Source organism: Pseudomonas brassicacearum subsp. brassicacearum (genome assembly GCF_008801605.1).
Classification (GTDB): Bacteria; Pseudomonadota; Gammaproteobacteria; order Pseudomonadales; family Pseudomonadaceae; genus Aquipseudomonas; species Aquipseudomonas brassicacearum.
Genome location: NZ_VZPJ01000004.1, coordinates 1 through 24,710 on the forward strand (window position 1 = coordinate 1; position 24,710 = coordinate 24,710).

General features: G+C 61.3%; 23 protein-coding genes. 6 read left to right on the top strand and 17 right to left on the bottom strand.

All coding sequences use genetic code 11. The features are described 5' to 3' along the window. Positions 1-240: 240 nt before the first annotated feature. Entirely contained in the window at positions 241-2,037 is a 1,797-nt protein-coding gene (locus F7R20_RS11045) for a methyl-accepting chemotaxis protein (protein ID WP_003201658.1), read from the bottom strand. A 291-nt stretch (positions 2,038-2,328) separates the two neighbouring features. On the opposite strand from F7R20_RS11045, the gene F7R20_RS11050 reads away from it, so the two are divergent. Further along, the gene (locus F7R20_RS11050) at positions 2,329-4,452 is read left to right on the top strand and encodes a TonB-dependent siderophore receptor (protein ID WP_003201660.1); all 2,124 of its coding nucleotides are present in this window, start codon (positions 2,329-2,331) and stop codon (positions 4,450-4,452) included. A gap of 68 nt (positions 4,453-4,520) precedes the next feature. On the opposite strand, the gene F7R20_RS11055 is transcribed toward F7R20_RS11050, so the two are convergent. The 8 genes from F7R20_RS11055 to ribBA all read right to left on the bottom strand — a co-directional run bounded on the left by F7R20_RS11055 (position 4,521) and on the right by ribBA (position 12,772). Beyond that, entirely contained in the window at positions 4,521-5,528 is a 1,008-nt protein-coding gene (locus F7R20_RS11055) for an acyltransferase family protein (protein WP_003201662.1), read from the bottom strand. Between the two features lie 227 nt (positions 5,529-5,755). Continuing rightward, entirely contained in the window at positions 5,756-6,799 is a 1,044-nt protein-coding gene (locus tag F7R20_RS11060; RefSeq protein WP_003201664.1) for an LLM class flavin-dependent oxidoreductase, read from the bottom strand. 29 nt (positions 6,800-6,828) lie between these two features. Further along, a complete protein-coding gene (locus F7R20_RS11065) occupies positions 6,829-7,314 on the bottom strand; it encodes a flavin reductase family protein (RefSeq protein ID WP_003201665.1) in 486 nt (161 codons plus the stop codon). 44 nt (positions 7,315-7,358) lie between these two features. Continuing rightward, positions 7,359-8,510, bottom strand: a complete 1,152-nt coding sequence (locus tag F7R20_RS11070) for an ABC transporter ATP-binding protein (RefSeq protein WP_003201667.1) — start codon at positions 8,508-8,510, stop codon at positions 7,359-7,361. A gap of 17 nt (positions 8,511-8,527) precedes the next feature. Further along, positions 8,528-9,337 carry an ABC transporter permease gene (locus tag F7R20_RS11075; RefSeq protein ID WP_003201669.1) on the bottom strand — a complete coding sequence of 270 codons (810 nt, stop codon included), beginning with the start codon at positions 9,335-9,337 and terminating at the stop codon, positions 8,528-8,530. A 6-nt stretch (positions 9,338-9,343) separates the two neighbouring features. Further along, positions 9,344-10,288 carry an ABC transporter permease gene (locus tag F7R20_RS11080; RefSeq protein ID WP_013693316.1) on the bottom strand — a complete coding sequence of 315 codons (945 nt, stop codon included), beginning with the start codon at positions 10,286-10,288 and terminating at the stop codon, positions 9,344-9,346. After that, positions 10,273-11,298 (bottom strand): ABC transporter substrate-binding protein, encoded by a 1,026-nt coding sequence (locus F7R20_RS11085; RefSeq protein ID WP_003201673.1) that lies wholly within the window; start codon positions 11,296-11,298, stop codon positions 10,273-10,275. The genes F7R20_RS11080 and F7R20_RS11085 overlap by 16 nt, the downstream gene beginning before the upstream one ends. 364 nt (positions 11,299-11,662) lie before the next feature. Next, complete coding sequence (gene ribBA, locus F7R20_RS11095; RefSeq protein WP_003201676.1) at positions 11,663-12,772, bottom strand: bifunctional 3,4-dihydroxy-2-butanone-4-phosphate synthase/GTP cyclohydrolase II; 1,110 nt, start codon at positions 12,770-12,772, stop codon at positions 11,663-11,665. Positions 12,773-12,853: 81 nt separating this feature from the next. Between ribBA and F7R20_RS11100 the strand changes: the two genes are divergently transcribed. Then, positions 12,854-13,147 carry a DUF1330 domain-containing protein gene (locus F7R20_RS11100; protein WP_003201678.1) on the top strand — a complete coding sequence of 98 codons (294 nt, stop codon included), beginning with the start codon at positions 12,854-12,856 and terminating at the stop codon, positions 13,145-13,147. A 6-nt stretch (positions 13,148-13,153) separates the two neighbouring features. On the opposite strand, the gene F7R20_RS11105 is transcribed toward F7R20_RS11100, so the two are convergent. From F7R20_RS11105 to F7R20_RS11135, 7 genes are all read right to left on the bottom strand, one after another. Then, on the bottom strand, positions 13,154-13,717 hold the full coding sequence (locus F7R20_RS11105) for an NUDIX hydrolase (RefSeq protein ID WP_003201681.1): 564 nt from the start codon (positions 13,715-13,717) through the stop codon (positions 13,154-13,156). 2 nt (positions 13,718-13,719) lie between these two features. Continuing rightward, positions 13,720-14,472: a GntR family transcriptional regulator gene (locus tag F7R20_RS11110; protein WP_003201683.1), complete on the bottom strand. Its 753-nt coding sequence runs from the start codon at positions 14,470-14,472 to the stop codon at positions 13,720-13,722. A gap of 60 nt (positions 14,473-14,532) precedes the next feature. Continuing rightward, on the bottom strand, positions 14,533-14,937 hold the full coding sequence (locus F7R20_RS11115; protein WP_003201685.1) for a carboxymuconolactone decarboxylase family protein: 405 nt from the start codon (positions 14,935-14,937) through the stop codon (positions 14,533-14,535). 133 nt (positions 14,938-15,070) lie between these two features. Further along, positions 15,071-15,556, bottom strand: a complete 486-nt coding sequence (locus F7R20_RS11120; RefSeq protein WP_003201687.1) for a flavin reductase family protein — start codon at positions 15,554-15,556, stop codon at positions 15,071-15,073. 12 nt (positions 15,557-15,568) lie between these two features. Continuing rightward, positions 15,569-17,050 carry an aldehyde dehydrogenase gene (locus F7R20_RS11125; protein WP_003201689.1) on the bottom strand — a complete coding sequence of 494 codons (1,482 nt, stop codon included), beginning with the start codon at positions 17,048-17,050 and terminating at the stop codon, positions 15,569-15,571. Continuing rightward, on the bottom strand, positions 17,047-17,880 hold the full coding sequence (locus F7R20_RS11130; RefSeq protein WP_003201690.1) for an alpha/beta fold hydrolase: 834 nt from the start codon (positions 17,878-17,880) through the stop codon (positions 17,047-17,049). Before F7R20_RS11130 ends, F7R20_RS11125 begins: the two co-directional genes overlap by 4 nt. A gap of 45 nt (positions 17,881-17,925) precedes the next feature. Beyond that, positions 17,926-18,516 (bottom strand): amino acid synthesis family protein, encoded by a 591-nt coding sequence (locus F7R20_RS11135; RefSeq protein ID WP_003201692.1) that lies wholly within the window; start codon positions 18,514-18,516, stop codon positions 17,926-17,928. Between the two features lie 203 nt (positions 18,517-18,719). Here F7R20_RS11135 and F7R20_RS11140 point away from each other — a divergent pair, with 203 nt between their 5' ends. The 4 genes from F7R20_RS11140 (at position 18,720) to F7R20_RS11155 (ending at position 23,868) form a co-directional block, all read left to right on the top strand. After that, positions 18,720-20,207 carry a hypothetical protein gene (locus F7R20_RS11140; RefSeq protein ID WP_003201695.1) on the top strand — a complete coding sequence of 496 codons (1,488 nt, stop codon included), beginning with the start codon at positions 18,720-18,722 and terminating at the stop codon, positions 20,205-20,207. Between the two features lie 503 nt (positions 20,208-20,710). Continuing rightward, a complete protein-coding gene (locus F7R20_RS11145) occupies positions 20,711-22,120 on the top strand; it encodes a circularly permuted type 2 ATP-grasp protein (protein WP_003201697.1) in 1,410 nt (469 codons plus the stop codon). 3 nt (positions 22,121-22,123) lie between these two features. Further along, positions 22,124-23,074 carry an alpha-E domain-containing protein gene (locus F7R20_RS11150; RefSeq protein WP_003201699.1) on the top strand — a complete coding sequence of 317 codons (951 nt, stop codon included), beginning with the start codon at positions 22,124-22,126 and terminating at the stop codon, positions 23,072-23,074. Continuing rightward, on the top strand, positions 23,071-23,868 hold the full coding sequence (locus F7R20_RS11155) for a transglutaminase family protein (RefSeq protein WP_003201701.1): 798 nt from the start codon (positions 23,071-23,073) through the stop codon (positions 23,866-23,868). Before F7R20_RS11150 ends, F7R20_RS11155 begins: the two co-directional genes overlap by 4 nt. Positions 23,869-24,071: 203 nt before the next feature. Here F7R20_RS11155 and F7R20_RS31625 read toward each other — a convergent pair whose 3' ends face one another. After that, positions 24,072-24,653: a hypothetical protein gene (locus F7R20_RS31625; protein WP_170291492.1), complete on the bottom strand. Its 582-nt coding sequence runs from the start codon at positions 24,651-24,653 to the stop codon at positions 24,072-24,074. Between the last annotated feature and the right edge of the window lie 57 nt (positions 24,654-24,710).

Genomic DNA, 24,710 nt, shown 5'->3' on the forward strand with positions numbered 1-24,710 from the left:
CGCCAGGAGGCCCGTTACGGTGGCAAGGGTGGGCCCAAGTGCTGTTGAGTTGAGGTAGCCTCGAACCCCATGTGGGAGCGGGCTTGCTCGCGAAGGCGGTGGATCAGCAGCATTGATGTTGACTGACCCACCGCCTTCGCGAGCAGGCTCGCTCCCACAGTTGTTTTTGGGGTGGTCTCAAGATGTGCATACACCACAGATCCCCTTTGGGAGGATCTCAGGAGTCGTGCGAGCGCTTCATCACTCCGCCAACAACACCGCCGCATCGAAGCCCACCCGCAAGTTGCCCCAATGACGGCCGCCGAAGAAGAACGGTACGTCGATCTCGGTCATGATTTCCCCGGTATCGCGCAGGTAGGTCTGCAGCAGGAAACGCTGGACGTTGCCCGCCGCGCGCAGGCCGATCGGGTCGTTGAAGATTCGCTTGTTGCGGCACACCGGCAAATCCACCACCCGGTCGCCGGTTGGCGGCTTGGAGACCCAGCTGTTGTTCACCGGGCAGTAGCCCTTGCTGTCGACAATGAACGAAACCTTGCCACCCGGCGTGCTGCGGGTGAGTTTGTCGCATTCTTCCTGGCAAACCTGGGCAAAGCGTTCGGTGTAGCTGGCCATGTACTGCTTGGGGTCGGTGCCGGGAATCGGTTGGTAATTCTGATCGAACAGATTCAGGCCTTCACCTTGCAGCGCCTCCAGGCGAACCTGGAGCGTGTCGCGGCACTGACTGGCCCGGGTGATGGCGGCATCCAGCTTGCCGTGGCCGAGCACGAAGCGACCCAACAGCGCCTGGACCTTTTCGGCCACGCCGGACAGGTCGCGGGTGGCCGTCGCCGAATGCTGCATGCGCTGGTCGATCAACTGACTGTCGGCGTGAATCTGGGTGACCCGGTCGTTGATCCCCGTGTTGCTGTCGGCGAACTGCTGGATATGGGTCGCGATGTCCGCCAGCTTGCCGTTGGTGGATTCGAAATCACCGATCATGCTTTCAAAATGACCGGAGGCGCGTTCCACCACTTTCTGGGTTTCCCGGGCGCTGTGGCTGATCTGGGTGGTCTGTTCGTGGGTGGAGCTGACTTCATCGAGCATGGCGTCGATGTTGCGTGAGATGTCATCGGTGGCCCGGCTGACGTTTTGTGCCAGAGTCCGCACTTCATCGGCGACCACCGCGAAGCCACGGCCGCTTTCGCCGGCCCGGGCGGCTTCGATGGCGGCATTGAGGGCCAGCAGGTTGGTCTGGGCAGAAATCTGTTGGATCAACCCGACAATCGACTTGATGCTTGAGGAACGCTGGTTCAAGGCGCTCACCAGCGTGGCAAATTCACCGAGGCTGTTGGAGATTTCGCTGATGTTGCCGGTCACTTCCAGCAGCTCGGCGTAGGAGTCGCGGGCCATGCTCAGGTTCTGGGCGGTGGTGCTGGAGATGCCCTGGGTCTGGCGCGAGACTTCTTCGATGCGGCCCACGGCGGTGTTGCTCTGGTCCATCACCTCCTTGGCGAAGCGGGCCTGGTGGGTGGCACTGTCGCTGGAATCGCTGATGTTCTTCAACGAGCGGGCCGATTCGACGGCGATGTGCACGGTCAGTGCCTGGACGTTGCTGATGATCTCCCGCTGCTTGGCCAGGAAACGGTTGCAAGTGCCGGCCAGCACGCGGATCTCGTCGTGAGTCACCAGCGGCAGGTCCTTGGACAGGTCACCTTCGCCGTTGGCGATCTCTTCCAGGGCCTTGGTCATGGCGGTGACGGGGCGCACGATGAGATGGCGGAAATACCAGACCATGAAGCTGATCATGCCCAGCGTCAGGAACGCACCGAAGAGCAGGGCATGGGTGAGGCTGTCGAGCCGGCCTTCGATCTGCCCCAGCAAGGCGCCGTCCAACTGTGCGTCGCGCAACTGCAGCACGATCTCGGCGCGAGCGCTGAGGGCCACCCAGTACAGCAAGCCACTGACCAGCACCAACAGGAAAAGGCTCGACAGTTTTTTGGTGAGGGTATCGAAAAACTGCATCTCGATAGACTCGTACAAGGCCTTCAACGTCTGCATGCCGCTGCTCCTGGGCAAAAAAATCTCTCAATGGAATACATTCGACCGCGCAGGCCAAAGCTTTAGGGTGGTGGGGCGATTTGATATCACCGTTCGCGAAATCCGTGGGCGTGAGCTTGCTCGCGATGGCGGTGGGTCTGTTGCATTGATGTTGGATGTACCGCCGCTATCGCGAGCAAGCTCACTCCCACGGGGGTTTGGGGACGATCAGCATTTGATACAAAAGATTTACTGGGAATGATTCTCAAAGTATATTTGCTCTCATTAACGTCCCTTCTATGAGTGCGCGTCTTGAAACGTTCCACCCCCCTCGCTAATCGCAACGTCTTTATCAAGTGTGTGTTGCCAACGCTGTCCTGCTGCTTCATTGCCAGCCCATTGTGGGCGCAGGACGCTCTCGAACTGCCGGCCACGGACATCCAGGGCAGTCGCGTCACTCAGGAAGAGGGCTATACGACGTCGCAAGCCAGCACGGCGAGCAAGAGCGATGTACCGATCAAGGAAGAAGCGCAATCGATCAACGTGGTGACCCAGCAGACCCTGGCCGACTATCAGGTGCGCTCGCTGAGCGACGCGATGAAGTTCGTCAGCGGCGTCAGCCAGGGCAACACCTTGGGCGGTTCGCGAGACTCGCTGGTCAAGCGCGGGTTTGGCACCAACGACGATGGCTCGATCCTGCGCGACGGCGTGCGCTCGAACCTGGGGCACAACTTCAGCGCTACCACCGAACGGGTCGAAGTGCTCAAGGGCCCGGCCTCGATGCTGTATGGCGCGCTTGAGCCAGGCGGCCTGGTCAACGTCATCAGCAAGAAACCGGAGTACACCCAAAGCACCACGTTGAGCGGCTCGGCCTATAGCGAAGGCGGCGGCACCATGGCCCTGGACACCACTGGGCCGCTGGGCGACACCGGCCTGGCTTATCGCCTGATCGCCGAGCGCGGCCACGAGGACTACTGGCGCAACTACGGGGTCAACGAGAGCACCCTGGTGGCGCCGTCCCTGGCTTGGACGGGGGAGCGGGCTTCGTTGAATCTCAGCTATGAGTACAACGAATATTCCAATCCGTTTGATCGGGGGACGGTGTTCACCAATGGGCATCCGGCCGATATCGATTACGACAAGCGTCTGGATGAGCCGTGGGCCAAGAGCGTGGGGATTCGCGAAACGGCGACGGCGCGGTTTGAGTATGAGTTGAGCGAGGATTGGAAAACTCGCGTGACCTATGGCTGGAACAATGATCGGTATAGCCTTTCGATTGCGCAGCCAAGTCTGTCGAAAACCGGCGTTTTTCAGCGAGCCGCCAACGGCGCTCATTACGATGACGAAACCCGTTACGCCAGCTGGGACTTCATCGGTAAACAGGAGCTGTTCGGCCAGCGCCATGACGTGTTGATCGGTGCTGATAATCAGGTGTCGGACCAATACCGTGGCAAGACCTACCGTGGGGCAGTGCGGGGGGGCTTCGATATCTCTGCGCCGGTGTACGGCGGCCTGGGAGAGCCCAGCGTCATCAGCCCGACCCAAAGCAATCTGAGCAATCAGCTGACTTCCAGCTCGGTCTACCTTAAGGACAACTGGCACCTGAATGATCGTTGGATCCTGGTCTTCGGTGGTCGCTACCAGCATTACGATCAGTTCGCCAAGCAAGGGTTGGTCACCAGGGTGCCGGTCCGCGACGACAACGGCGATGCCTTCGTCCCGTTCCTGGGCCTGGTCTATAAAGCCACCGGGGAGCTGTCGCTGTATGGCAACTACAGTCGTTCGTTCAAGCCTAACGACACCGTGGACGACAACCTCAGTACCTTCAAGCCGGAGGAGGGTCGTAGCTACGAAATTGGCGCCAAGTACGATCCGCTGCCGGGCCTGAACATCAACCTTGCGCTGTTCGATATCGAGAAGAAAAACGTCGTGACGTCCTCTACGGTCAACGGCGTAACGCTGGCAGAAGCCGCGGGCAAGGTCGGCTCCCAAGGCCTCGAACTCGACATCACCGGTCGTCTGGCGGAACGTTGGGATTTGATCGGGACTTATGCTTATACCCACACTGAAATCCTCGATGACCCGAAAAACGAAGGTCACCGCCTGTCCGATGCGCCCAAGCACACCGCCAGCCTGTACTTGTCGCACCACTTGAACGTCCCGGCCGAATTCGGTGCCTGGCACGCCGGTGCCGGTGCGCGTTACGTCGGCGAGCGTGCGGCTAACGCGGCCAACGATTTCTGGCTGAGCAGCTACACCGTCGCCGACGCCTTCCTGCGGTGGGAGTCGCCGGTGCTGGGGCACAAGACTTCGCTGCAACTGAACGTCGACAACCTGTTCGACAAGCAGTACTACCCGTCCTCCACGGGGAGCCAGTTGCAGGTCAACGTCGGCGAGCCGCGTACCGCCAAGCTGAGCGCCAGCGTGACGTTCTGATTCGGCTGCGCTGAAACACAAAATGCCCGGGACCTGCGTTCCGGGCATTTTTGTATGGCAGTCAGAGGCTAAGCCGCCGTGCTGCCAACGGGAGCCTGCGTGGTACCGTATTTAACGCCCGCCCTGAGCGCATGACGAAGCTTCAGCGCCGGTCGCTCGACCGCATAGTACGAAACACCACTCATCGCGAACGACAGCACCAGCACCGCCGTGATGATCAGGGCGCTGAACTCCACCGGCCAGAACGCCCGCAGCACGTACATCACCACAAAGTGATTGAGGAATACGCCGTAGCTGATATTGCCCAGGAATTCATCCAGCCGGTGATGCTTCAACCTACTGAGCAGAAACACCGCTGGCAGGCCCAGGGCAATGCCCAGGGTCACCTCGGCGTTGAACGGCCGACGCGGAATGATCCCCACAACAATGGCGAGAAACATCAATGCTGCAACGAATCCGGTAACGAACGCGATCCACAGCCCCTTGGCCTGGGCCCGATACAGGTAGCTGCCGCAAAGGAAAATGAACAGCACGCCCGGCAGCAGGCGGTAGCCGTAGATGTCGGTGTCGAGGTAGCCCAGCGAGGCGACCATGAACACCGTCACGGACAGCGCAAAGGCTATACCCCGCGTCTTGTAGAGAATCAGGAACGGGATCAGCAGGTAAAAGCACATTTCCAGGCCGAGGGACCAAGCGGGTGGCAGGATCTCGGGCACGGTGATGCCAAACATGTAGAAACCCAACGGCACGATCGGCAGGCTGGTGGCGATGTTTTCGAGGGTCAGGGCGGCTGCCTGGGGCGTTCCCGGCAGAAGGAAATGTATCACCGCGCAGGACAGGACGAAGTACACCAGAAACTGTGGGTACAGCCTGAGCAATCGATCCATGTAGAACAGGCCGATCTGGCCCGGGGTGTTGTAGGTCCTTTCGATCAGCGAGGTCATCACGAAGCCGCTGATGATCAGAAAGGACACCACGGCAACGACGCCGGGGTTAAAACCCATGAACGTCATGCCCATATGAGAAACCGCTACCAGCATGGCCAGCAGCAACCGATAAACTCCCACGCGCATCATCCTTAAACAAATTGCGCGGTAAATTATGTGGCTTTGCGAGCCGTTGATAGCAGTTTGCGGGGCGGCGGCGGGGTAGTGGGGGGAATTGTCACATTTGACACATTTGTTTCAGTTGGATGGCCATCGCGAGCAAGCTTGCTCCCACTGGGCCGTCGGTGCACACAAATATTGCGTACGCCGTGGAACCTATGTGGGAGCGAGCCTGCTCGCGATAGCGATGTCACTGATCACCGAAACGCTGGCACCACCTGCTGGATAAACAGCTCCAGGGATTTTTTCTTCTCGGCATGGGGCAGGCTGTTGTCGCACCAGAAGCTGAACTCATCCACCCCCAGTTCCTGGTAGTACTTGATCCGCTCGATGATTTCCTGCGGGGTGCCGATCATGGTGTTCTTGCGGATGTTCTCCAGTTGGAACTCCGGGCGCTCGGCGAATTTTTCTTCCGGGCTTGGCGCGAGAAAACCGTTGACCGGCACTTGTTTGTTGCCGAACCAGGCATCGAAGGTGCGATAGAACTTCGAGATCGCCTGGGCGCCGACCTTCCAGCCTTCGGGATCATCCACCGCATGCACGTGGGTGTGGCGCAGCACCATCAATTGCGGGCGCGGCACGTCGGGGTTGTTGTCCAGGGCGGCCTGGAACTTGTTCTTCAGGTCCAGGACTTCCTCATCGCCCTTCATCAACGGCGTGACCATCACGTTGCAGCCGTTGGCGACGGCGAAGTTGTGGGAGTCCGGGTCGCGGGCGGCGATCCACATCGGCGGATGAGGTTTGCGGATTGGCTTGGGTACGCTGGTGGAGGCTGGGAATTTCCAGATCTCGCCGTCATGGGCGTAATCGCCTTGCCACAGGGCGCGCACCACCGGGACCATCTCCCGCAGGGCCTGACCGCCAGAGGAAGCCGGCATGCCGCCGGCCATGCGGTCGAACTCCACCTGATAGGCGCCCCGGGCCAGGCCGACTTCCATGCGGCCATTGCTGATCACGTCCAGCAGTGCGCATTCGCCGGCCACCCGCAGCGGGTGCCAGAACGGCGCGATGATGGTGCCAGCGCCCAGGTGGATGGTGGTGGTCTTGCCGGCCAGGTACGCCAGCAGCGGCATCGGGCTTGGCGAAATGGTGTATTCCATGGCGTGGTGTTCGCCGATCCACACGGTGCTGAAACCGCCGGCCTCGGCCAACAGGGTCAGCTCGCTCAGGTCTTCGAACAACTGGCGATGGCTGATGCTTTCGTCCCAGCGCTCCATGTGTACGAACAGGGAAAATTTCATGGCGCTATCTCTTGTAGTTGACGATCGGTTCAGGCGAGGACAGGCAGGGCGCCCATCTTGCCGTGGCAATAAACCAGCGGCCCCGGTGTGTGCTGCGGGACGATCAGGTTCTTTACGGCGCCGACCATGATGGCGTGGTCGCCGCCTTCGTATTCGCGCCACAGTTCGCATTCGATGATGGCGGTGGCATTGCTCAGCAGCGGGTTACCCAACTCGCTCAAGGTCCATTCGATGCCCTGGGCATTGTCCTTGCCTTTGCGGGCGAAGGCATAGGCTTCATTCTGCTGGCCGCCGGAGAGCAGGTGGATGGCGAAGCGCTTGTTCTTGATCAGTACCGGATAGGAGTCGGAGCTGTAGTTGGGGCAGAACAGCACCAGCGCTGGCTCCATCGACAATGAGCTGAACGCGCTGGCGGTGAGGCCGACGATCTGGCCGTCGTCATCGAGGGTGGTGATCACGGTCACGCCGGACGGGAACGAGCCCATGACTTGTTTGTAGACGCTGGCATCGATCATTGGACGATCCTCGGGCTTTATCGGTTGTGGGCGCGCAGTGTTCATCAGTGGGCACCTGCGGCCTTGTTCAGGTCGCTCTCGGCCCATTGGGTGTAGACGCAAGCATCGGCGGTGGCCCAGCGCACACGCACCGGGTCGCCGGCCTTGAGTGGCATGCCGGCGGCGGACAGCGCCTTGACCGTCATGGCCGTGCCGCCAGACGTCACCACGCTGCAGGTCTGGCTTTCACCCAGGAACAGCACTTCGACGACCTTGGCCGAAACCTCATTCCAACCGGCTGCCAAGGGTTCCTGGGCGGCCTGTTCGACGCTCAAGGCGAGGGCTTTTTCCGGGCGCACCATCAGCAGCACGTCCTGGTCCGTTTGCAGGCCGGCGGTCAGGCGGATCGACAGCGACTGGCCTTCGAAGGTCGCCACTGCGTTGCCCTGGGCCTTGAGCTTGAGGAAGTTGGAGTTGCCCAGGAACGAGGCCACGAAGGCGTTTGGCGGGTTCTGGTAGAGGTCATAGCCGCTGCCCAGGCCGACGATCTTGCCGTGGCTGAAAATCGCGATGCGCTGGGACAGACGCATGGCTTCTTCCTGGTCATGGGTGACGTAGACGATGGTGATGCCCAGGCGTCGATGCAATTGGCGCAGTTCATCCTGCAAGTCTTCCCGGAGCTTTTTGTCCAGCGCGCCGAGGGGTTCGTCCATCAGCAGGATGCGTGGTTCGTAGACCAGTGCCCGGGCAATCGCCACGCGCTGCTGCTGGCCGCCCGACAGTTGCGAAGGGCGGCGATGGGCGAACTCTCCCAGTTGCACCAGTTTGAGCATGGCGTCGACCCGACGTTCGCGCTCGGCGCTGGCCAGTTTGCGAATCGCCAGCGGAAAGGCAATGTTGTCGCGCACCGACAGATGGGGGAACAACGAGTAACGCTGGAACACCATGCCGATGTCGCGTTTGTGCGGCGGTACGTTGACCAGGGATTTTCCGCCTACCAGGATCTCGCCGCTGCTGGGGGTTTCAAAGCCGGCCAGCATCGACAGCGTGGTGCTCTTGCCCGAGCCGCTGGAGCCGAGGAAGGTCAGGAATTCGCCGTCCTGGATCTCCAGGGAAATATCGTCCACGGCGGCAAAGTCGCCGTAGTGCTTGTTCAGGTTGCGCAGGCTGACCAGGGTCTTGTTGTTCTGTTGTGCGGGGTCTTTGACGGCACTCATCGTGTTCTCCTAGGCGCTCAGGCGCTGATTTCATTGCGCCGGCGCAGGGCGGCGGCGATCACCATCACCAGGACCGAGAGGCCGATCAGCAGCGTCGAAGCGACGGCGATCACAGGCGTCAGGTCCTGGCGCAGGGTGGTCCACATCTTGACGGGCAAGGTTTGCAGGGTCGGGCTGGCCATCATCACGCTCAGCACCACCTCATCCCACGACACCAGGAACGCGAACAGGGCGCCGGCGACCATGCCTGGGCGAATGGCCGGGAAGGTCACCTTGAACACCGCTTGCAGGCGTGAGGCGCCGCAGATGACCGCTGCGTCCTCGATGGACTGGTCGAACAGCTTGAGCGAGTTGATGATCGAGATGATGGTGAACGGCAGTGCGACGATGACGTGGCTGACCACGAACGCGAACATCGTCCCGGTGTAGCCCAGCTTGAGGAACAGCGCATACACCGCCACGGCGATGATCACCAGTGGCACGATCATCGGCAGGGTGAACAGGCCGTAGAGCATTTCCCGGCCCGGGAAGCGTCCACGTACCAGGGCAAACGCCGTTGGCAGGCCCAGCGCCACGGCGCAGACGGTGGTCAGCACCGCGACCTTGAGGCTGGTCAGTGCCGCGTTCATCCAGTCGGGGTTGGAAAAGAACTGGCCGTACCATTTGAGCGTCCAGCCCGGTGGCGGGAAGACCAGCCATTGGGACGAACCGAACGACAGCAGTACGATGAACACGATCGGCAGCAGCAGGAACAGCGCGATCAGGCCGGTGGTGAAATACAGGCCGAACCGCATGCGCCGGCTCATGGCATTGGGAGTCAGGAGCATGACGGCTTACCTCGCGTTGCTGGCACCCACCGGGGATTCCGGCTGGAGCTTCAGGTAGAAGTAGAACAACACCAGGGTGATCGCCACCAACAAGGCGGCGCCGGCGCTGGCCAGGCCCCAATTGAGGAACGACTGCACCTGCTGGATGATGAATTCAGGCAACATCATGTTCTGCGCGCCGCCCAGCAGTGCCGGGGTCACGTAGTAACCGAGGGACATCACGAACACCATCAGCCCACCGGAGAACAGCCCCGGCCGGCACAGCGGCAGGAATACCCGGAAGAAGTTGGTCCAGGGGCTGGCGCCGCAAATCGAACCGGCCTGCAGGATCATCGGGTCGATGGCCTGCATGGTCGCCTGCAACGGCAGGACGATGAACGGGATCATGATGTAGCTCATGCCGATCACCACGCCGGTGAGGTTGTGCACCATCTCCAGCGGCTGGTCGATGATGCCCAGCGCCATCAACGCCTTGTTCACCACCCCGGAGGCTTGCAGCAGCACCAGCCAGGAGTAGGTGCGGGCCAGCAGGCTGGTCCACATCGACAGCAGCACGATGTTCAGCATCCAGCGCCCCCAGCCACGGGGCACCAGGGTGATGGCCCAGGCCAGGGGGAAACCCAGCAGCAGGCTGAACAACGTCACCAGCCCGGCCACCGAAAAGGTGTTGAACAACACCCGGGCGTAGGCTGAGTTGGCGAACAGTTGCTCGTAGTTGCCCAACCCAGGCACCGGCTCCAACACGCCGCGCAGCAGCAGGCCGATCAGCGGCGCCAGGAAGAACAGGCCGAGGAACAGCAAGGCGGGGAGCAGGTTGCCGGCCCCGCGCCAGCGCTGCATCAGCGACGGCGCTTGTGGCGCAACGGCCTTGGTGGTTACCACACCGGCAGCGCCAGCGGCGCCTCCGGTGTGTCGGGTTGCCGTTGCCGACATTTTTATTTGACCAGCCATTCGTTCCACCGTGTCGCGATGTCCTGACCGTGCTTGGCCCAGTACGCGAAATCAAGCGTGATCTGATCCTTGGCGTAGGCGGTCGGCAGGTTGGGGGCGAGCACCGAATCCAGGCGTGCGACGCTGTCGACGTTGACCGGGGCATAGGCGGTCAGGTTGGAAAAGTCGGCCTGGCCTTTGGCGCTGCTGGCGTTGGCCAGGAATTTCATGGCTGCGGCCTTGTTTTTCGAACCCTTTGGAATGACCAGGATGTCGGCCATGACCAGGTTCTGCTTCCAGCTTACGCCGACGGGTGCGCCGTCCTGTTGCAAGGCATAGATGCGACCGTTCCAGAACTGCCCGATGCTGGCCTCGCCGGAAGCGAGCAACTGCTGGGACTGGGCGCCGCCGCCCCACCAGACGATGTCTTTCTTGATGGTGTCGAGTTTCTTGAAAGCGCGGTCCAGGTCCAGCGGATAGAGCTTGTCTGCCGCGACGCCGTCAGCCAACAGGGCCAGCTCAAGCACACCGGGGCTAGGCCATTTGTACAGGGCGCGTTTGCCGGGGTAGGTCTTGGTATCGAACAGTGCGGTCCAGTCCTGGGGCTTGCCGGAACCGAGCTTGCCTTCGTTGTAGCCGAGGACGAACGAGAAGTAGAACGAGCCGACGCCGTGGTCGGAGACGAAGCGCGGGTCGATCTTGTCGCGCTGGATGACCGAAAAGTCCAGGGGTTCGAGCAGGCCTTCGGCGGCGGCGCGCAGGGCGAAGTCTGCTTCGACGTCGACCACGTCCCACTGCACGTTGCCGCTTTCGACCATGGCCTTGAGCTTGCCATAGTCGGTGGGGCCATCCTGGACCACGGTGATGCCGCTGGCCTTGCTGAACGGGTCGGCCCAGGCCTGCTTCTGCGCGTCCTGGGTGCTGCCGCCCCAACTGACGAAGTTGACGCTTTCAGCGGCCATCGTCGCCTGGCTGGTGACACTCAGCAGGCCGGCAAAAAGAATTGCGGCTGCACTTTTCTTCAACACCATTTTCACGCCCTCATTGTTGTGTTTTTGAGCGGGCTTTTGTCGCCCGCCTATCGGGAGCAGTAGGTCCATCTGGCCTTAAAGGCGACCGTGCCAAGGGCTCTTGTTTGTACTTTCCCTTTCGGGGGCACTTGGCTGAAGTGTTCGGTCTATGGAATATCATATTATGGTATTCCAAACTTTCTGCAAGCATTTTGCCGTACCGGCTATCTGTCTGGGGCGAACTTTTCCCTGTTATTCCTGGGGCGAACTCTGTGGGAGCGAGCTTGCTCGCGATAGCGGTGTGTCAGTCAACATTTAGGTTGGCAGGTCCATTGCTATCGCGAGCAAGCTCGCTCCCACAGGGGATTTGGGTGTTGCCTAGGGTTTATCCGGTGAAGGGAATGCTCTCCACTACCTCCAAGTCATACCCCGTCAACCCCGCGTACTTGAGCGGTGGTCCCAGGTGGCGCAATTTGCCCACCCCCAGGTCCTGCAGAATCTGCGCCCCGGTGCCCACTTCAGAATAGATGCGCGATTGCGACCGGCTGAACTGTCGTGGTGGCTGGGTCAGTTGCGGCACGCGCTCGAGTAGCGCCTGGGAGGATTCGTGGTTGGCCAGCACGACCACCACGCCGCGACCTTCTTCGGCCACCCGCTGCAGGGCCGCCCACAGCGTCCAATTGGAAGGGCCGTTGTATTCGGCCCCGACCAGGTCCCGCAGCGGGTCGATCACATGTACGCGCACCAGCGTCGGCTCATCCCGGCGAATCTCACCCATCACCATCGCCATGTGCACGCCACCTTCGATGCGGTCTTCGAAGGTGAACAGGCGGAAAGTGCCATGCACTGTAGGCAGTTCCCGTTCACCAATGCGCACCACGGTGTGCTCGGTGCTCAAGCGGTAGTGGATCAGGTCGGCGATGGTACCGATCTTGATCCCGTGCTTGCGGGCGAAAATCTCCAGGTCCGGCCGACGGGCCATGGTGCCGTCATCGTTCATCACTTCGACGATCACCGACGCTGGTGTGAAACCTGCCAGGCGCGCCAGATCGCAACCGGCCTCGGTGTGTCCGGCGCGGGTCAGCACACCGCCTTCCTTGGCTCGCAGCGGGAAGATATGCCCCGGCTGCACGATGTCGCTGGGCCCCGCATCGGCGGCCACGGCGGCGGCGACAGTGCGCGCCCGGTCGGCGGCGCAAATACCGGTGGTCACGCCGGCGGCGGCCTCGATGGACACGGTGAACGCAGTGCTGAACACGCTGCCGTTACTCGGCACCATTTGCTCAAGGCCCAAGCGCTGACAGTGTTCGTCGGTCAGGGTCAGGCAAATCAATCCGCGCGCTTCGCGGGCCATGAAGCTGATGGCCTGGGCATTGCAACAGTCGGCGGCCAGCAACAGGTCGCCTTCGTTTTCCCGATCTTCGTCATCCACCAGCAACACCATCTTGCCCAGGCGGTAGTCTTCGATGATTTCCTGAATGCTGTTAAAGGCCATGGCGGGCTCTCTTTGTTTTGATGGGGCTTGCTGGAATGTTGTTGTGGTATACCATAATACAAAACAAACCAAGAGGTCACTATGAAGGCGTACTGGATTGCTCATGTGGATGTCACCGACCCCGATCAATACAGCCAATACACCCAACGGGCGCCGGCGGCGTTTGCCTTGTACGGCGGTCGGATGTTGGCCCGGGGCGGGCGTAGCGAAGCGATGGAGGGCAGGGCCACGCCGCAGCGCAGCGTGGTGATCGAATTCGACTCCTACGAACAGGCGCTGGCCTGCTATCACTCGGCGCAGTATCAGGAAGCCAAGCGCCATCGCGAAGGCGTGGCGCGGGCCGAGGTGATCATTGTCGAGGGTGTGGCGCCCTGAGATACGTCAGCGGATAAAGTGAATCTTGCCGCTGTCGTCGTTGCCCATGTAGATGCCATAGACCCCGGCCTGGCGTTCCTCGATATAACGTTCGAGGATCTGCCGGATGGCCGGGTAGTAGATGCTGTCCCAGGGAATGTCTTCGGGGGCGAAGAATTGGCAGGCGAGGGTTTCCGGGCCGAACTGGCCAGTGATCTCCAGTGCGATGGCGCGGAAGATGATGTACACCTCGCTGATCTTCGGCACGCTGAAGATCGAGTAGGGCGAAACGATTTCGGCGCGTACGCCGGTTTCTTCCCAGACTTCGCGCAGCGCCGCCTGTTCAGTGGTCTCACCGCCTTCCATGAAACCGGCCGGCAGTGTCCAGGTGCCCGGACGCGGCGGGATAGCGCGCTGACACAGCAGGTACTTGCCGTCCTGCTCGATGATGCAGCCGGCAATGATCTTCGGGTTGACGTAGTGGATGTAGCCGCAACCGCCACACATCAGTCGTTCATGGGTATCGCCCGTTGGCAGACGGTGATCGAGGTCACTGCCGCCACACTTTGGACAAAAGCTCGGGCTGAACATGGCTAGCGACCTATGCGCGGTTCTTTGAGGGCGATGGGCGGGATGATCTCGGGGATTTCACCGGTCTCTTCCTGTTTGCGCTTGAGGTAATCCAGGGCGACCTTGGCGGCGGCGCGCACGTGGTCGACGCAGGCCTGGTGGGCCGCCAGGGGATCGCCGCTCTTGATCGCCTCGACCATGCGTTCCATTTCCTGGTTGCTGTCGCCGCGACGGTTTTCCTGGGACACCGAGGTTGCCCGCAAATAGCTGATGCGTGCCTGCAACTGGCGCAACTGGGTGGCGGCGACATGGTTGCCGGAGCCTTCGAGCAATACGTCGTAGAAGCCTTGCACCGAATCGATGACCTGTTGCAGTTCGCCCTCCTTGAGGGCCTTGCGGTTTTCCGCGAGGGCTTTTTCCAGGGCCTTGATGTCCTTGGCCTTGGCCCGCAGGGTGAACAATTGGACGATCAGGCCTTCGAGCACGCAACGCAGCTCATAGATATCCACGGCGTCGGCCAAAGTAATAATGGCGACCCGCGGCCCCTTGGCATCGGCAAACTCCACCAGGCCTTCGGATTCCAGGTGGCGCAGCGCTTCGCGTACCGACGTGCGGCTCACACCCAGGCGATCGCACAGATCGCGTTCGACCAGGCGATCACCCGGCAGAAGCTGGAAGTTCATGATGGCGCTTCGCAGTTTATCCAGCACGATCTCGCGCAGGGTAACGGGGTTGCGATTGACCTTGAAGCTGTCGTCGAGTGGCAGGCGTTTCATGGGGTCCGCTCTGTAATATGGCTGTCCATGCCAAACGGGCAACATCCGTGCACGTTCAGATCAAACAGCCGAGGGTTGACTGGAGGCCTCGGCATCGGCTTCGGCGAAGGCTTCACGGGCAAGCCGGAAACTGTCCACGGCAGCGGGGACGCCGCAATAGATACCGACCTGAAGCAGAATTTCGCGTATTTGCTCACGACTCAGGCCGTTACGCAAGGCGCCGCGCACATGCAGCTTGAGTTCGTGCGGGCGATTGAGCGCCGAGATCATGGCCAGGTTGATCATGCTGCGCTCCTTGAGCGATAAACCCTCGCGACCCCAGACATGGCCCCAGCAATATTCGGTGACCATTTCCTGCAACGGCCGGGTGAAATCGTCGGCGTTCTCGATGGAGCGGTTGACGTAGTCCTGGCCCAGCACCTGGGTGCGGATCTTCAGGCCTTGTTCGTACTTGTCGTTGCTCATGCGGACTCCCTGAAGAAGTGATGAACCTGTGGGAGCGAGCTTGCTCGCGATAGCGGTGGGTCAGTCACAGTAATGTTGGATGTGCTGCCGTCATCGCGAGCAAGCTCGCTCCCACAGGGGATGTGTATGGTCATCAGGCCAGCGCAGGCAGCGGGCCCAGCTTGCCTTTGTGGTAGATCATCGGTGTTACCGGCTGTTCAGGCAGGATCAGGTTCTTCACCGCGCCGACGATGATCGCGTGGTCGCCGCCATCGTATTCGCGCCACAGCTCGCATTCGATGATCGCCGTGGCTTTGCTCAGCAATGGATTGCCCAGGTCGCTCAGGTGCCAATCGATGCCCTTGGCCTTGTCCTTGCCTTTACCGGCAAAGGCATAGGCTTCGGCGGTCTGGTCGGCGGACAGCAAGTGGATTGCGAACTGCTTGCTGTCGCGCAGCACCGGGTAGGTGTCAGAGGCGTAGTTGGGGCAGAACAGCACCAGCGCCGGGTCGATCGACAGCGCGCTGAAGGCGCTGGCGGTGATGCCGACGATATTGCCGTCCGGGTCCAGGGTGGTGACCACCGTGACGCCGGACGGGAAGGAGCTCATGACTTCTTTGTAGATACCGGGTTCGATCATTTCTCAGGACTCCTAGCGCATCACGAACGGATCAGGCATAGGCGCCTGGGACAGGTTGATCCACACCGTTTTCAGTTCGGTATAGGCCAGCACCGAATCGATGCCGCTCTCGCGTCCATAGCCACTGTTCTTGAAACCACCGATGGGCGCCATGGCCGACACTGCACGGTAGGTGTTGACCCAGATGATGCCCGAGCGCACATCCCGCGCCAGGCGATGGGCACGGCCCAGGTCGCGGGTCCAGATGCCGGCGGCGAGTCCGAATTGCGAGTCGTTGGCGATCGCCAGGGCTTCGGCTTCGTCCTTGAAACGAATCACCGAGGCGACCGGGCCGAAGACTTCTTCCTGCATGATCTTCATCGAGTTGCGGTCGCATTCGAACAGTGTCGGCTCATAGAACCAGCCATCCCCGAGATCCTCTGGACGCTTGCCGCCAGTGCGCAGGCGCGCGCCTTCGGCGATGGCGTCGGCGACCAGGCCTTCGACCACGGCCAGTTGCTGCGCGGTGGCCATGGGGCCCATTTCGCTGGCGTCTTCCTGCGGGTTGCCGATGCGGATGCGCTGGGCCCGTTCGACCAGGCGCGAGACGAACTCATCGTAGATTTCGTCCTGCACCAGCAGGCGTGAGCCGGACACGCAGCTCTGGCCGGATGCCGCATAGATCCCGGCAATTGCCCCGTTGATCGCACTGTCCAGGTCGGCGTCGGCAAATATAATGTTTGGCGACTTGCCGCCCAGTTCCAGCGACAGCTTGGCGAAGTTCTCGGCGCTGCTGCGCACCACATGGCGAGCGGTGGCCGCGCCGCCGGTGAAGGCGATCTTGCGCACCAGCGGATGGCGGGTGAGGGCGGCGCCGGTGCTCGGGCCGTAACCGGTGACGACGTTGACCACACCCGGTGGAATGCCCGCTTCCAGGGCGAGGCGAGCCAGCTCGAGAATGGTGGCCGAAGCGTGCTCGGATGGTTTGATCACGATGGTGTTGCCGGCCGCCAGTGCCGGTGCCAATTTGATCGCCGTCAGATACAGCGGGCTGTTCCAGGGAATGATCGCCGCGACCACGCCCATGGCTTCGTGCACGGTGTAGGCAAACAGGTCGGGCTTGTCCAGCGGCAGGGTGCCGCCTTCGAGCTTGTCGGCCAGGCCTGCGGTGTAGTGGAAGAACTCCGGCAGGTAGCCGACCTGGCCGCGGGTTTCACGGATCAGCTTGCCGTTGTCGCGGCTTTCCAACTGGGCCAATTGTTCTTTGTTCTCGGCGATCAGGTCACCAAGGCGACGTAGTAGCTTGCCGCGTGCGGTGGCGGTCAGGCCGCGCCAGGCCGGGCTGTCGAAAGCGCTCTGTGCCGCCTGGACGGCGCGCTCGACATCGGCTTCGTCGGCGTCGGGCAACTCGGCCCAGGGTTGGGCCAGGGCCGGGTTCAGACTTTCGAAGGTCTTGCCGGAGAGGGCATCGACCCATTCACCGCCGATGCACATCGAAAAACGTGCGAGTGTCATGCAACGATCCCCTTTATTTGGTTTTGTCGGGCGTTTGCTGTGTCGAGAAATTCCAGCAACAGCTGGTTGACCAGGCGCGGCGACTCTACCGGCATCATATGCCGCTGCTCGGCGAGTACGGCAACCGTGGCGCCGGGAATTCGCTCGGCCAGTTGCCGGGCCATTTCCGGTGTCGAGCCGGGGTCCAGTTCGCCAGTGGCGATCAGCGTCGGTACCTGAATATTGCCCAGGTCATCGGCGCGGTACATGTCCTGGGTGGCGAACAGTTCATAGGTGGTCAGGTAGCCCTGGGGATCATTCTGCGCCAGGGTCTGGCGCAACGCGGCAATCTGCGCCGGGTTGGCCGCCTGGTATTCACGGCTGAACCAGCGCGACAACGCAGCCTCGGCATTGGCGTCCGGCCCATGCTCGGCGGCCTGGGCCGTGCGGGCGATGACCCCGGCGCGCTGTTCGGCGCTGCGGTTGAACACACTGTTGAGCACCACCAGGCCTTGCAGGCGTTGCGGGTAATGCAAGGCAAACGCACGGGCTACCAGCCCGCCCATGGAAAAGCCGATCACCGTCGCCTGGGGCAGTTGCAAATGATCGAGCAACTCCAGCAACTGGTCGGCGTAGCCCAGCAGCGCGGTACCGCTTTGCGGACGCGGGCTGGCGCCATGGCCGAGCATGTCGTAGGCAATCACACGGTATTGCGTGGCCAGGCCAACGACCTGGCCGCCCCACATTTCTTTGTTCAGGCCCACACCATGGATCAAGACCACGGGTTGGCCTTGGCCGGTTGCCAGGTAGCTGGTGCCGGCCGGGGTGAGTTCAGCGGTGAGCCGAATCATGGAGCGCTCCTGCATGCCTTTTTTATTGTGGTTACCGAGGCTGGATTACTGCGCATTCTCGGCGGCCAGTTCTTCCAGGTCGATGTAGCGGTTGCCGATGCGCGGGTGCAGGCGGCCGCCATCGGCGCAGCCCAGCACCACGACGATTTCGTCGGCGCGCGGGGCGTCTTCAATTTGCATTTCCAGGGTGATGTAGTGCGAACGCAGGCCTTCGTCGTCCTTGTGCATCATCGGGATCTGAATCGAGGTGCCAGGGCCGCCGCGCTTGTTGGTGAAGCTCAGGTAGCTCTTGGCCTTGACCGCTTCGCGGTAATGGTTGCCGAAGCGCAGGGTGTGGATCACGGCGGAGGCGTGCTCGATTTCGCCGTCGGCGCCCACCACAGCGGCCTTGCCATAAGCTTCGATCTTCTCGGCGCCGCCGATGATGCTCACCAGGCGCTCGACCATCAGCGCGCCGAGGTCGGAGCAGTTGGCGCGGATTTCCGGCTTCAGGTCTTCGACGAAACCGCGACCCAGCCAAGGGTTTTTCATTACCACCGCCAACCCGACCATGGTCACCGGTTTGTCGGTGGCCTTGCCGCCTTCGATAAAGGTTTCTTCGACATAGCTGACGATCTTGCGAATTTCGAAACTCATGAGCTGCTCCCTGGGTGGGTGATTAGGTCTTTGCGTATGATGGTATACCATAATACTGAAGGCGCAAATCCCCACGGCGAGTTTGTGTTCGGGAGGCGACCGAAGGCAGCTTGCCCGCGACCCAAGGGGAATTGGTCTACGCTTGGTGCGCGGACACCCGATTGTTTTCGGATAACCCTGCAACGTGTCCCGGGGGAGGAAGGATGCCCTTCGAAGTCGCCGATATCTCAATCACCGCCTGGTCGTTGATGAGCCCAACTTACGAGACGCTCAAACCCCACGAAGCCCTTATCAAGCGTTTCCTGGGGAGCGATCTGCAGGTTCGCTTTCCGACGACCCAGGCGGCCGCGCAGGCGCTGGCGCAGCCCGCTCAGGCCTTTCCCCTCAAGTGGCGGGTGGGGGCCACTCCATTGGCCGAGGCCAATCAAAGCATCAACCAGTGTCTGGATGCCCTGGCGCTTTATTTGCGGGACCAGGACAAACGCAAGTACCAGGACATGCTGGACGAGGCGAATGCCACAGGTGGCTCGCTGTTCACCGATGCGCGGAAAAACACACCGGCGCAATTCGTCGGCCAGAAGTGCACTTATTACTACCAGGGCGCGTACATGTCGGGTGATCAGTTCGCTGTCGGCGCGGCGTTGCGCCATGACCCCAGCTCACGACTGATCTTGCTCTACGCGGCCGCTGACGAGGCGGCGGCCAAGCGGCTGGTCAAGTTCTATGGCACTTCCTGTGGGGTAAAGGCCGCTCGGTTGCTGCCGGTGTTGGTCACCGATGCCAAGGCTGCCTGCGAGACGTGTCGCCTGGTGGTCGACGCCAGGATCAATAAAAGTGCGCTGCCACCCTTCACCGACGCGGTACTGGGATTCCTGGCCGGCGTCGCCAACGGTGCAAAATTGTGCCCCGTGGGCGGCGCCACCACCGATGTCGCAGCGTCGGTGCTCAGTGGCGACGGCAAGGGCAGCATCGCCAAGTGGGACAATGTCGATCCAAATACCAATCGCTACTGGGCGTATCGCCTCGACAAGTTCCTGGGGCTCAAAGGGGTGGTCAAGGGCCAGAGCTACGTCATTGTCTGGACCCGCTTCAGCGGCAAGGACGGCGGTGCCCATCCGGAGTTGGACGACAGTTGGACGGGGTTGGGGCAGGTGTGTCACCGGCTGTTGAAAAAAGGTCGGAACGTCATCGTGGTCGGACGCCCGAGGACCAACCGGGACCTCAACGTGAAGCTGACGACCCACCTGGGTCAACTCGACCAAGCTGACGGTCTCGTGTCCCGAGCCAATCTTCAGGTCTGGGGTGAGTATTGGAAGTTGGACAACGGCAACCCCAACCAGAAAATCATCGGGCCGAACCGTGCTGCCGAATATGCCATTTTCCTGCGCATGAAAAGTGCCGAATGGAATTGCAAACTGGTGCACCTGGGCATGCGCAGCGGTGCGATGGATGCCGCGGCCTTGCTGGGCATGCGCACTCGATTCATCGAAAACGCCGGCAACGAGCAGATCGCGCGAACGACCAAATGGACCGGGGCGACCAATACCAATCTTCTCTACCAGCGCATCCCGGTGGCCGAACTGCCTACCTGGAGGGCGCGAGGCCGAGAGGAAAACCTGGTGGTCAAGCGAGGTTACCTGCCCACAGACCTGGAGATGATCGTCGCCAGTGTCGAGGGCGCATTGGCTTGAGGTGAACGGCCGTGCTGCTTCAAGCTGGGGCGGCGGGTATGAATCCGTGCATTTTCCTGCAACGTTGCAGTGCGTTCAGGTTTTCACTGCCTGGGGTTGAGCGCGGCGCGTGAAGGGTCAGCCGTGGATGAATGAGTAAAAACTTCCCTCTTGTGGGGCAAGGCTGTCCCATTCCACCCGCTCAAGAACCGTTCAAGCCGCGTTCGAGAGAAAGGGCGCCCGCATTTATGGTCGTTAATGTCGCTAGATCGAAAAATAATTTCGCCTTTTAGTGGTTTTGCAATACTTTTTCTATTCAGGGTGTGACGCCGTGACGCTTAGGCACACCCTTTGCTAAGCATTGAAAAGCCGGCCTCCCAGGCCTGGACACACCATCCATGAAGAAACAGAGGGGAATCCCAGGACCGCACTCAATAAAGCAGGGCTCAAAGCAAGGCAAGGCCGAACCGTCGGAATGACGAAGTGATAAGAAATGCCGTGTAGAACGCGGCTGGGAGTTGGCTATGCCCCACGCTTTTTTTAATGAAATGTATGACGCCAAGGGTGACTGCCGCCCGCATTACCAAGCCTTCTCGCGCTGGCTGGCGGATACACCGCTCGAGCTGCTAGAGCAACGCCGCCGCGAAGCCGACCTGCTGTTCCATCGAGCCGGTATCACTTTCACCCTCTACGGGGACGAGCAGGGCACCGAGCGGTTGATTCCGTTCGACATCATCCCGCGCAGCATCAAGGCCAGCGAATGGCAGATGGTCGAGCGTGGCTGCATTCAGCGGGTCCAGGCCCTGAACATGTTCCTGGCCGACATCTACCATGGGCAGCACATCCTCAAGGAAGGCATCATTCCTCCCGAACAGGTGCTCGCCAACGAGGGGTATCAGATTGCGATGCAGGGCCTGAACCTGCACCGCGGCATTTACGCCCATATCGCCGGTGTCGACCTGGTTCGCGACGGTGACGGCAGCTACTACGTGCTGGAGGACAACCTGCGTACCCCCAGCGGCGTGAGCTACATGCTCGAAGACCGCAAGATGATGATGCGCCTGTTCCCCGAGCTCTTCGCCGCCCAACGCGTGGCTCCCATCGATCATTACCCGAACCTGCTGCTCGACACTCTCAAGAGCTCAAGCCCCCTCGAGAACCCCACCGCCGTGGTGCTGACCCCGGGGCGCTTCAACAGTGCCTATTTCGAGCACGCGTTCCTGGCCCGTGAAATGGGCGTGGAGCTGGTAGAGGGCGCGGACCTGTTCGTGCGTGACGACCATGTCTACATGCGCACCACCGCCGGCCCACGGCAGGTGGACGTGATTTATCGTCGTCTCGACGATGCCTACCTCGACCCGCTGTCGTTCAACCCCGATTCGATGCTGGGCGTGCCCGGGCTGATCGCTGTGTACCGCGCGGGCAATGTGGTGCTGGCGAACGCGGTCGGCACGGGCGTGGCTGATGACAAATCGATCTACCCCTACGTTGACGAGATGATCCGCTTCTACCTCACCGAAGAACCGATCCTGAAGAACGTGCCCACCTGGCAGTGTCGCAAGCCTCAGGACCTGTCCCATGTGCTGGCCAACCTGCCGGATCTGGTGGTCAAGGAAACCCAGGGCTCCGGCGGCTACGGCATGCTGGTCGGGCCGGCCGCCAGCGCGGCGGAGATCGAAGATTTCCGCGCACGCCTCAAGGCCCGTCCTGAAGCCTACATCGCCCAGCCAACCTTGAGCCTGTCCACGTGCCCGACCTTTGTCGAGAGCGGCATCGCGCCGCGCCACATCGACCTGCGTCCGTTCGTGCTGTCGGGCAAGGAAACGCGCCTGGTGCCCGGCGGGCTGACCCGCGTGGCGCTGCGCGAAGGCTCGCTGGTGGTGAACTCGTCCCAGGGCGGTGGCACCAAAGACACTTGGGTAGTGGAGGACTAAGACATGCTTTCAAGAACTGCTTCGGACCTCTATTGGATGTCCCGCTACCTGGAGCGCGCCGAGAACCTGGCGCGCATGCTCGAAGTCAGCTATTCGTTGTCGCTGATGCCCCAGGCCGGGCGCAGCGATGGCCATGCCGAGCTGGCGATGTCGCTGCTGGCGGCCGGTACGCTGGACGATTACAACGCCCGTTATGACGCGCTCAACACCGAGCGCATGCTGCATTTCTTCGCGCTGGATGAAACCAACCCCGGCAGTATCTACAGCTGCCTGCGGGCCGCGCGGACCAATGCCCATGCCGTGCGCGGGCGCATCACCGCCGACATGTGGGAGAACATCAACGCCACCTGGCTGGAAATGCGCAACATCGCCAGCAACGGCCTGGGGCGCTACGGCATCAGCCATTTCTGCGAGTGGGTCAAGGAGCGCTCGCACCTGTTCCGTGGCGCGACGTCGGGCACGATCATGCGCAACGATGCCTATTGCTTCATTCGCCTGGGCACCTTTATCGAGCGGGCCGACAACACGCTGCGCCTGCTGGACGCCCGCTACGAAATGTTCGGCGAGGAATCGGAGGAGGTCAGCGACAACTCGGCCCGTGGTTATTACCAGTGGAGTGCCTTGTTGCGCGCGTTGTCTTCGTTCGAGGCGTTCAACGAGATCTACCGCAATGCGCCCAATGCCGAGCAGGTTTCCGAGATGTTGCTGTTGCGTGCTGACGTCCCACGCTCGCTGCATGCCTGCATCGAGGAGCTGGACCATATTCTCGCCAGCTTGCCGGGCAACAACGGCCGGCCAGCGCAACGCCTGGCCGCCGAGCTGAATGCGCGCCTGCGTTATTCGGGGATCGATGAGATCCTGGCGTCGGGCCTGCATCAATGGTTGACCGACTTGATTGGGCAGATCCGCCACTTGGGCCAGACCGTCCATGAGTCTTACCTGGAGGTCGTATGAAACTATCCATACGCCATGACACGACCTACAGCTACGCCGATGAAGTCTGCACCAGCATCCAGTTCCTGCGCCTGACGCCCCGGGACACTCAGCGCCAGCGCATCCTGGAATGGCACCTGGAGCTGCCGCGACTGGTACGCAGCCAGATTGATCCCTATGGCAACATCTTGCATGTGATGACCATGGACGAGCCCCACGGCGCCTTGGTACTGACGGCTTATGGCGAGGTGGAAATCCATCAGTCCATCGCGATGGAACCGGACAACCAGTCGCCGCTGCCTTTCTTGCGCACCAGTCGCCTGACCCAGGCGGATGAGACCCTCAGCGCCTTCGCCGTCGAGCAATGCGCTGGCCGGCGCGATCGTTCGGCCTTGACCGATCTGATGAATGGTTTGGCGGCGCGGATGCCCTACAGCCCCGGCACGACGGCGGTCAACAGCACCGCTGCCGAGGCGTTTGCCGGTGGAACGGGGGTGTGCCAGGACCATACTCACGCATTCCTCGCCTGCGCCCGCAGCCTGGGCATTCCTGCGCGCTATGTTTCCGGCTATTTGTGCACCGAAGATGAAAGCCACCTGGCGAGCCACGCCTGGGCGGAAGCCTGGCTGGACGATGGCTGGTACAGCTTCGACGTGACCAACCGCCTGACCCTTCCCGACCGCCACCTGAAACTGGCGGTCGGCCTGGACTACCTCGACGCCTGCCCGGTACGCGGCATGCGCCGGGGTGGCGGAGCGGAACAGATGCAGGCGAGGGTGCAGGTAAGCTCGATGGTGCAGGTGCAGCACCAATAACGGCAGGCTTCATCGCCACCACCCGCTCCCACATGGAATCTGGTGGTAGACAGCAAACCTTGTATCCACTCGAGAACCTCTGTGGGAGCAAGGCTTGCCCGCGATGGCGGCAGCCCATCCAACATCGATGCAAACTGACCCACCGTCTTCGCGAGCAGGCTCGCTCCCACATGGAATCTGGTGGTGGACAGCAAACCTTGTATCTACCCGAGAACCTCTGTGGGAGCAAGGCTTGCCCGCGATGGCGGCAGCCCATCCAACATCGATGCAAACAGATCCACCGCTTTCGCGAGCAAGCCCGCTCCCACATGGAATCTGGTGGTGGACAGCAAACCTTGTATCCACCCGAGAACCCCTGTGGGAGCAAGGCTTGCCCGCGATGGCGGCAGCCCATCCAACATCGATGCAAACAGATCCATCGCTTTCGCGAGCAAGCTCGCTCCCACATGGAATCTGGTGGTGGACAGCAAACCTTGTATCCACCCGAGAACCCCTGTGGGAGCAAGGCTTGCCCGCGATGGCGGCAGCCCATCCAACATCGATGCAAACAGATCCATCGCTTTCGCGAGCAAGCTCGCTCCCACATGGAATCTGGTGGTGGACAGCAAACCTTGTATCCACCCGAGAACCCCTGTGGGAGCAAGGCTTGCCCGCGATGGCGGCAGCCCATCCAACATCGATGCAAACAGATCCATCGCTTTCGCGAGCAAGCCCGCTCCCACAAAAATCCTCCAGTCGCCCCAAGTCTGGGCATCTCCCTGGTCTCTCCAAAATGAAGCTTTCATGACAAAAGTTCGGTAGCACATCGCCATTCCCGTCATGCCTGTGTGACGTGTTCAAGG